Source organism: Microbispora rosea, from assembly GCF_044460045.1.
GTDB classification, from domain to species: Bacteria; Actinomycetota; Actinomycetes; order Streptosporangiales; family Streptosporangiaceae; genus Microbispora; species Microbispora rosea.
Genome location: NZ_JBITJO010000023.1, coordinates 1 through 8,586, shown reverse-complemented (window position 1 = coordinate 8,586; position 8,586 = coordinate 1). Strand labels below are relative to the sequence as shown.

Below are 8,586 nucleotides of genomic sequence, written 5' to 3'. Positions count from 1 at the left end.
TGCCCGAGCAGACAGTGCACCTCGCCGGCCCTGACCTCAAGGTCCACACCGTCCAGCGCGCGTACGCCGGGGAACTGCTTGACGATCCCCCTCATTTGAAGCAGAGATGACGAGTCGGATGATGACCGCGGCACAAGAGCCTCCCTGGAGTAGGTGCGGCCGTAGCCCCGCCCGCCTGACGGCGCCGGCTGGCACCGCCGCGACTGGCACCGAGGTCGGCGTCAACGATGCCGGTGCGGCTTCCGGACTGCCGATCAGGCGGGCGGGACGTTCTGGGTGGGAAAAAGGGCATAGTGGTTCCCGTCCGCCTGACCACGTGCGCCATGGCCGCGGCACCGGGATGGGCGGGGGTGTGCCGAGGCGTGCGGAACGGGACGGTCAGGCGGACGGGACGTCTGGATTGGATTGACGAAAGGTCGGGACCGCGTGTCGGGACGCGCGGGTCAGGGTGAGTGGGGCAATCGGGCCATCGGGGTTCCTTCGATCACTCCGATGGCCGGGGCTGTTCGGATCGCGATGCTTGTGGGGTCGGACAGCGCCCGTTCGACGACGACTCCTGCCGCGCCGCGCGAGGCGGCGCCGAAACCGAGATCGGAGGCGGCGAACCGGCAGCGTTCGACGGCTTCGCTCATGCCCAGGCGTGCCAGCTCCTGCCGCGCCGCGGGGATGATCCGGTCGGCGAGCCTCGCGAAATACCCGCCCAGCACGATCACCCGCGGATTGAAGAGGTTGACCAGCATGGCGGCTCCGGTTCCGAGCCACCGGCCCACCTCCTCGGCGGCGGCGTCGACACGAGGGTCTCCCTCTGCACGTCGCTGCTCGATCTCGGCCAGCCGTTCCTCGGGGTCGCGGACGACCTGAGGGCCTGTGCCGTACGCTCGGTCGGGTGTGGCCATGCGGACCAGCGCGGCCAGTCCGACCTTGGTCTCCCAGCAGCCGGTACGGCCGCAGCGGCACCGCTCGCCGGACGGATCGACCATGACATGGCCGACCTCGCCGGCGAATCCGTCCGCTCCGCCCAGCAACCGGCCACCCGCGATGACGCCGCCGCCGACGCCCACCTCACCGGTGAGGTAGACCAGGTCGGAGGTGCCCGCCGCGACGCCCGAGGTGTACTCGGCCAGTGCGGCGAGGTTGGCGTCGTTGTTCACCGTGACGGGGATGTCCCCGCGGATGTCGGCCTGGGACAGCCGCTCGGCCACCGCCACCCCATGCCAGCCGAGGTTGGGGGCGACGACCACGGTGCCGGTGGTGGTGTCGATCAGGCCGGGGATCGCCACCGTGATCCCGGCCAGAGCGATTCCGAGCCGGTCGAGATCGGCGATGGTCTTCTCTATCACGCGGACCAGTTCGTCGAGTGAGCGTTCCGGGCCGGATCCCATGGCGTCGAAGCCGATGCGCCGGTCGATGAGGACTCTGCCGGCCAGGTCGGAGGCTATCGCGGCGATGTAGTCGACGTTGACTTCGACGCCCAGGGCGCCGACCCGCGAGCCGTCCAGGACGAGCGCGACACTCGGGCGGCCGACGGAGCCCGCGTGCTGCGGTCCCGTCTCCTTGACCAGCCCACGTGCCTGCAACTCGCTCACCAGGCTGGTGACGGTGGTCTTGTTCAACCCGGTCGCGACGGCGACGGCCGACCGGGAGCACGGGCCGTACGTACTCACGTGACGCAGCACCAGAGCGAGGTTGGAACGGCGCACGGTGGCCTGGTCCGCGGGAACTCCCGCGGACCTGCCGCGACTCATCGAGTCGGTCCTGTGGCCGTCGGCCCTGGTGTGCTCCACGCCGCTCCTCAATTAGTTCGCATGGCTGGCCGAATTAAAGACAGCGAGTTCCAGGCAACACAAGAGTGAAACCGGTTGCAAGTTCCGTAACGTTCCGGTAACCGTGTCCGGAATGGGGTGTGAAGTGCATGAATGTGAGCGATGCCAACTCGTTACGCATTTCGGGGGTGCGCAGCCGGACATCCTCGTGTTACAACCCTCATTAATTGATCTCGGAGACAAACAAAAGGTAGGTGGCACGGGTGACGAAGGAGCCGCACCTCACCCGCGCCCCAGGCGGCGCGGCTCCGCCGGCGGGTCCGGCGGTGCTCCGCAGGGCGAACCTCTCGCTGGTGCTTCGCGAGCTGCGCGAGCACAGGTCCCTGTCCCGCGCCGACATCGCGGAGGCGACCGGACTGCACAGGGCCACCGTCTCCAACCTCATGGCCGAGCTCCTGGAACGCCGGCTCGTGCGGGAGGTCGGCGTCGAGCACGTGGGTGCGATCGGACGTCCGAGACGCACGGTCGCGCTGCACGGCGCGCACGTCGGAGCCCTCGGCATGGAGATCAACGTCGACTACATCGCGGTCCACGGCACCGATCTCAGCGGCCGGGTCCTCGTCGAGCGCCGGGTGGTCTACGACACGATGGGCAACGGCCCGGACAGCGCCGTACGCCGGCTCGGGCTCGTCGCCAAGGAGGCCGTGGAGGCGATGCGGCGGGCCGGCGCGGCCCCCGCGGGCATCGCGGTGGCCGTCCCCGGACTGGTGGACGTGACACGCGGTGTCGTGACGCTCGCGCCGAACCTCTACTGGCACAACCTGCCCCTGGCCGACCAGCTGAGCTCGATACTCGGCTCGCTGCACGTGCCGGTGCGGGTGGACAACGACGCCAACCTCGCCGCCCTGGCCGAGTACACCTCGGGCATCGCCGCCGGCACACCCGACCTGGTCTACCTCACTGGCGAGGTCGGCGTCGGCGGCGGCATCATCTCGGGCGGCAAGCTCCTGCGAGGAGCTGACGGCTTCTCCGGGGAGGTCGGGCATCTACGGGTCGACCCGAACGGCGACGAGTGCGGCTGCGGCCGCATCGGCTGCTGGGAGACCAAGGTCGGCCTGGCCGCGCTCGTACGTGCGGCCATGCCCGAGCAGGCGTACGGGCTGCCCGGCATGCCCGTGCCCGACCCCGGTGAACGGGTGGCCGACATCGCCAGGGGCCTGGCCTCCGGCGACCGTCGGATGATGATGGCGGTGGCACAGGTCGGCGAATGGCTCGGGCTCGGCGGCTCGATCCTGGCCAACCTGTTCAATCCGCGAGTGATCGTCATCGGAGGCTACTTCGCCTCACTGGCCCAGTGGCTGCTGCCGCACGCGCAGGATCAGCTACAGCGGCTCGTGGTGGCAGCCCCCGCCGCCCAGTGCCGGTTCGTCGCCTCCACGCTCGGTTTCGGCGCCGCGTCCCGCGGCGCCGCGAGCATGGTGGTCAACCACATCATCGACGATCCGGCGGCGCTCATGGATCCACTACCCGGGCCGGCAGCCTACTGACGGCCCCCCACAGACCTGGAGACGGCACCCTCCAGCACCCCCAATATCCACTACGACCAAGTGGCAACAAGCGCGGCGGCGCGCGCCTTGCCTGACGTCCCCCCGGTCAGGAAAGGGTTTTCCATGTCTCCACGTCAAAGAACGTGGGCCAGGCCGCACAATGCGGCCCTGCCAGAAAAGGGACGGCGTCCGAGACGCCGAACCGCGGCGACGATGGCTCTGGCCCTCGTCGCTCCCGTCCTCACGCTCTTCTCGGCGCCCGTAAGCGCCGAGGCCGCCACGACTACCGCGGCGGCGGCGCCCGACTTCAAGGTCCTCGTCTTCTCGAAGACCACCGGCTTCCGGCACGACTCGATCCCCGAGGGCATCGCGGCCGTGCAGAAGCTCGGCCAGGACAACAACTTCGCGGTGGACACCACCGAGGACAGCACCCAGTTCACGGACACGAACCTGGCGCAGTACCAGGCCGTGATCTTCATGTCCACGACCGGTGACCCGCTGGGCACGCAGGACCAGAAGGACGCCTTCCAGCGTTACATCGAGAAGGGCGGCGGCTTCGTGGGCGTCCACGCCGCCGCCGACAGCGGATACAACTGGGCCTGGTACGGCAAGCTGGTCGGGGCCTACTTCAAGCAGCACCCGGCGATCCAGCAGGCCACAGTCAAGGTCGAGGACCCGGCGCACCCGTCCACCAAGGACCTGCCGACCACCTGGAGCCGTACCGACGAGTGGTACGACTACCAGACCAACCCGCGTGGCACGGTCCACGTCCTGACGTCGCTGGACGAGAAGTCCTACTCCGGCGGCACGATGGGCGCCGACCACCCGAACACCTGGTGTCAGGACTACGACGGTGGCCGCTCGTGGTACACCGGGCTCGGCCACCAGAAGGAGAACTACAGCGAGGCCAACTTCCTGAAGCTGCTCCTGGGCGGTATCAAGACCGCCGCGGGTGCGGAGAAGGCCGACTGTTCTGCCTCGCAGAGCAGCAGCTACGAGAAGGTGGCTCTCGACACCGAGACGTCCAACCCGATGATGCTGAACATCGCCAAGGACGGCCGGGTCTTCTACATCGACCGGCTGGGCGACGTCAAGATCATCAAGCCCAGTGGTGGCTCGGTCCTGGCCGCGCACATGAACGTGTTCACCGCCAACGAGAGCGGTCTGCTCGGCATGGCGCTGGACCCGGCCTTCGACACCAATCACTGGATCTACCTCTACTACTCGCCCAACGGCTCGGAGAACGTCGACCGGCTGAGCCGGTTCACGGTCACCGGTGACAGCCTGGACCTGGCGAGCGAGAAGAAGCTGCTGGACGTCCCGGTGCAGCGCGCCGAGTGCTGCCACCACGGCGGCGGCATGGTGATGGACCCCAAGACCGGCAACCTGTGGCTCGGTACGGGTGACAACACCAACCCCTTCGCCTCCGACGGCTACGCGCCGATCGACGAGCAGTCGGGCCGGGCCAACTGGGACTCCCAGCGCACCGCGGCCAACACCAACAGCCTCAGCGGCAAGCTGCTGCGCATCCACCCCGAGGCTGACGGCACCTACACCGTCCCCTCGGGCAACCTGTTCGCCCCGGGCACGGCGAAGACCAAGCCGGAGATCTACGGCATGGGCTTCCGCAACCCGTTCCGGGTCGGCCTCGACCCCAAGACGGGCAACATCATGCTCGGCGAGTACGGCCCCGACGCCAACTCCGCCAGCGCCACCCGTGGCCCGCAGAACACGGTCGAGTGGAACCTCATCTCCAAGCCGGGCAACTTCGGCTGGCCGTACTGCATCGGCAACAACACCCCGTACATCGACTACAACTTCGCGACCAAGCAGTCGGGATCGGCGTTCAACTGCTCGGCGCCGGTCAACGACTCGCCGAACAACACCGGCCTGACCAACCTGCCGCCGGTGACCCCGGCGACGGTCTGGTACCACTACGCCGCCGACGCGAACAACTTCCCCGAGATCAGCGGCGGCGCGCCGATGGGCGGCCCGGTCTACCGCTACGACCCGAACGTCCAGTCGACCATCAAGTGGCCGGCGTACTGGGACGGCAAGGCCATCTTCGGTGAGTGGAACAACAACGCGCTGTGGTCGTTCCAGCTGAACGAGGACGGCTCCAAGCTCGTCGAGATGAACAAGATCATGACGACGCTGAAGTTCCTCAAGCCGATGGACATGAAGTTCGGTCCCGACGGCGCTCTGTACCTGATCGAGTGGGGTTCGGGCTTCGGCGGCGACAACGCCGACTCGGGCGTCTACCGCATCGAGTACACCAAGGGCGTCCGCCCGCCGATCGCCAGCGCCACGGCCGACAAGACCGACGGCCCGCTGCCGCTGACCGTGCAGTTCTCCAGCGAGGGCTCGCGCGACCCCGAGGGCAAGGCGATCACCTACGCGTGGGACTTCGACGGTGACGGCACGACCGACTCCACCGAGGCCAACCCCTCCTTCACCTACACCAAGGCCGGCGAGTACAGCGCCGTCCTGACCATCACCAGCGCCGACGGCAAGACCGCCACCTCCAGCGTCACGATCGAGGCGGGCAACAGCAAGCCCGTCGTCAAGGTCGAAGTGCCGCCGAACGGAGCGTTCTTCGAGTTCGGCGACCAGGTGAAGTTCAAGGTCACCGTCACCGACGCCGAGGACGGCACGATCGACTGTGACAAGGTGCAGATCCAGTCGATCCTGGGTCACGACACCCACGGTCACCCGCTCGACCAGACCACGGGCTGCGAAGCCACGGTGCAGACCGCCATGTCGGGCCACGGTGAGTACGACAACCTGTTCTACGTGATCGAGGCCAGCTACACCGACCAGGGCGCCGGTGGGGCCAAGCCGCTGACCGGCCGTGGCCAGGTCATCCTGCAGCCCAAGCGCAAGCAGGCCGAGCACTTCTCGCAGACCGGCCGGGTGACCGGCGGTGTCGGCACGGACGCCGCCGGCGTCCAGGTCGAGGACACCACCGACTCCGCGGGTGGCGCGAAGGACATCGGCTTCATCCAGGACGGCGACTACTGGTCGTTCGACCCGGTGAACCTGACCAACATCAGCGCTATCCGGCTGCGGGCCTCTTCGGCCGGCGCGGGCGGCACCGTGCAGATCCGCGTCGGCAACCCCGACGACGGCACGCTGATCGGCTCGGCGGACATCACTCCCACGGGCGACTGGCAGACGTTCAAGGACGTCACGGTCAACCTGAACAACGCTCCGACGACCAGCGGCCCGATCTTCTTCGTGGTGCGCAAGCCGGCCAGCGCGGCCAACGACGCCAACCTGGCCAACTTCAACTGGGTCGACTTCGTCGGCAAGGGCGCCACGGAGAACCAGCGCCCGACGGTGACCGCGTCGGCGACCCCGACCACGGGCACCGCTCCGCTGAAGGTCGACTTCACCTCGACGGGCACCGACCCCGAGGGTGACACGGTCACCTACAAGTGGGACTTCGGGGTGAACGGCGCGCCGCAGCCGACGACGGCCAACGCGAGCTACACCTACACCGCCCCGGGTAACTACACCGCGACGGTGACGGTGACCGACGCCAAGGGCGCGGCCTCGACCCAGCAGATCGCGATCAAGGTGAACGCGCCGGCCACGGTGTGCTTCAGCGGCCGCTCGGACGACTTCCTGGGCAACCAGCTCGACCGGGACCGCTGGTCGGTGATCCGGGAGAACCAGGACCTGAAGGTCGCCGACGGCAGCCTCATCATCCCGACCTCGGCCACCGACATCTACCAGACGACCAACAACACGCCGAACATCGTCGTGCAGCCGGCGCCGTCGGGCGCCTGGACGGCCACGGCCAAGCTGACGCTGAAGGCGACCGACGCCTACCAGCAGGCAGGTCTGGTCCTGTACGGCGACGACGACAACTACGCCAAGATCGTGCTGGAGGGGCGCTCGACCTCGGGCTCCGACCACGCCAGCCGCATCTTCCAGTTCATCCGCGAGGACAAGGGCGCTCCCAACGAGGTGACGGCGAGCAACACGGCCAACCTCGGGGACACCTACCCCGACACGGTGTACGTGCGCTTCATCAGCGACGGCACCAACATCACCGCTCACTACTCGGCTGACGGCACCAACTTCACCGCCATGTCGGAGACCAAGCCGCTCGCCGGGATCACCAACCCGAAGATCGGCCTGATCTCGCTGGCCGGCGCCAACCACCCGGTGGTGGACGCGGCGTTCGACTGGTTCCAGATCACGCCGGACGACAAGGCCACCGCGCCGACGCCGGACGACCAGTTCGACGGCACCACGCTCGACAACTGCCGCTGGGACTCGATCGTGCGTCCCGACGCGACGGCTGCCCGCGTGACCGGCGGCAACCTGGAGCTCGACACCACGACGGGTGACATCTACGGGACGACCAACAGCGGCCCGAAGAACTTCATCCTGCAGAAGGCGCCGAGCGGCGACTGGACGCTGGAGACCAAGGTCGACGGCTCCGCCCTCAACGAGCAGTACCAGCAGGGCGGCCTGATGGTGTACGGCGACGACGACAACTACGTGAAGTTCGACTTCCTCACCACCAACGCCGCAGGGTCGACGGTGGCGCGGACGATCGAGCTGCGCAGCGAGGTCGGCGGAACCGTGCAGAACCCGCAGCCGCAGGTGAACAACCTCTCCGCCGGCCCGTGGTGGCTGCGCCTGAAGAAGGAGGGAGACAGCTTCACCGGCTCCTACTCCTCCGACGGCACCACCTGGACCGACCTGGCCACCAACGGCACGGTCGCGGTGGTGAAGAACAGCGCCGTGGCGAACGCGTCGAAGGTCGGCGTCTACACCATCGGCACCGCTCAGAGCGCGTCCAAGACGGTCAAGTTCGACTACTTCAAGCTGAACAAGCCGTCGTCCCCGGCGGAGGTCAAGATGACCGTCACCGCCTCCTCCCGCTGCATCGGCACCTCGGCGTACGTTGCGGTCACGGCCGTCAACGACTCCGACGTTCCGGCGACGGTGGAGCTGAACACCCCGTTCGGTTCCAAGACGGTGGCCGACGTGGCTCCGGGCAAGCAGGCCTACCAGTCCTTCAACACCCGGGCCGGGCACATCGACGCCGGCAAGGTCACTGTGAAGGCGACCGCCACGATCGGCGGCAAGCAGGTCACCTCGTCCTACGACGCCAACTACACCGCGGCCAGCTGCAGCTGACCGCACCACCACCGGCGGTGACCGCGGTCACCACGACGAGGACACCGCCGTAGCACAACCCGGGGCCGGCCGGCCGACCAGCCGGCCGGCCCCGCCCCCCATAGATGGAGCGATTCGCA

The 8,586-nt window shown here is 68.2% G+C and carries 3 protein-coding genes; 2 read left to right on the top strand and 1 reads right to left on the bottom strand.

Annotation, left to right across the window (positions count from 1 at the left end; all coding sequences use genetic code 11):
• Positions 1 to 443 precede the first annotated feature (443 nt).
• Positions 444 to 1,784: an ROK family protein gene (locus ACIBK1_RS40520; protein ID WP_396740946.1), complete on the bottom strand. Its 1,341-nt coding sequence runs from the start codon at positions 1,782 to 1,784 to the stop codon at positions 444 to 446.
• Positions 1,785 to 2,026: 242 nt separating this feature from the next.
• Between ACIBK1_RS40520 and ACIBK1_RS40515 the strand changes: the two genes are divergently transcribed.
• Together ACIBK1_RS40515 and ACIBK1_RS40510 are read left to right on the top strand one after the other, a co-directional pair.
• Positions 2,027 to 3,310 (top strand): ROK family transcriptional regulator, encoded by a 1,284-nt coding sequence (locus ACIBK1_RS40515; RefSeq protein WP_036409603.1) that lies wholly within the window; start codon positions 2,027 to 2,029, stop codon positions 3,308 to 3,310.
• 213 nt (positions 3,311 to 3,523) lie between these two features.
• Positions 3,524 to 8,467, top strand: a complete 4,944-nt coding sequence (locus tag ACIBK1_RS40510) for a ThuA domain-containing protein (protein ID WP_396740944.1) — start codon at positions 3,524 to 3,526, stop codon at positions 8,465 to 8,467.
• The last annotated feature ends 119 nt before the right edge of the window (positions 8,468 to 8,586 follow it).

What these genes read in the sequence shown, in the direction of transcription:
- ACIBK1_RS40510 (WP_396740944.1), top strand. Translation starts at nt 3,524, where the DNA reads ATGGCTCTGGCCCTCGTCGCTCCCGTCCTCACGCTCTTCTCGGCGCCC.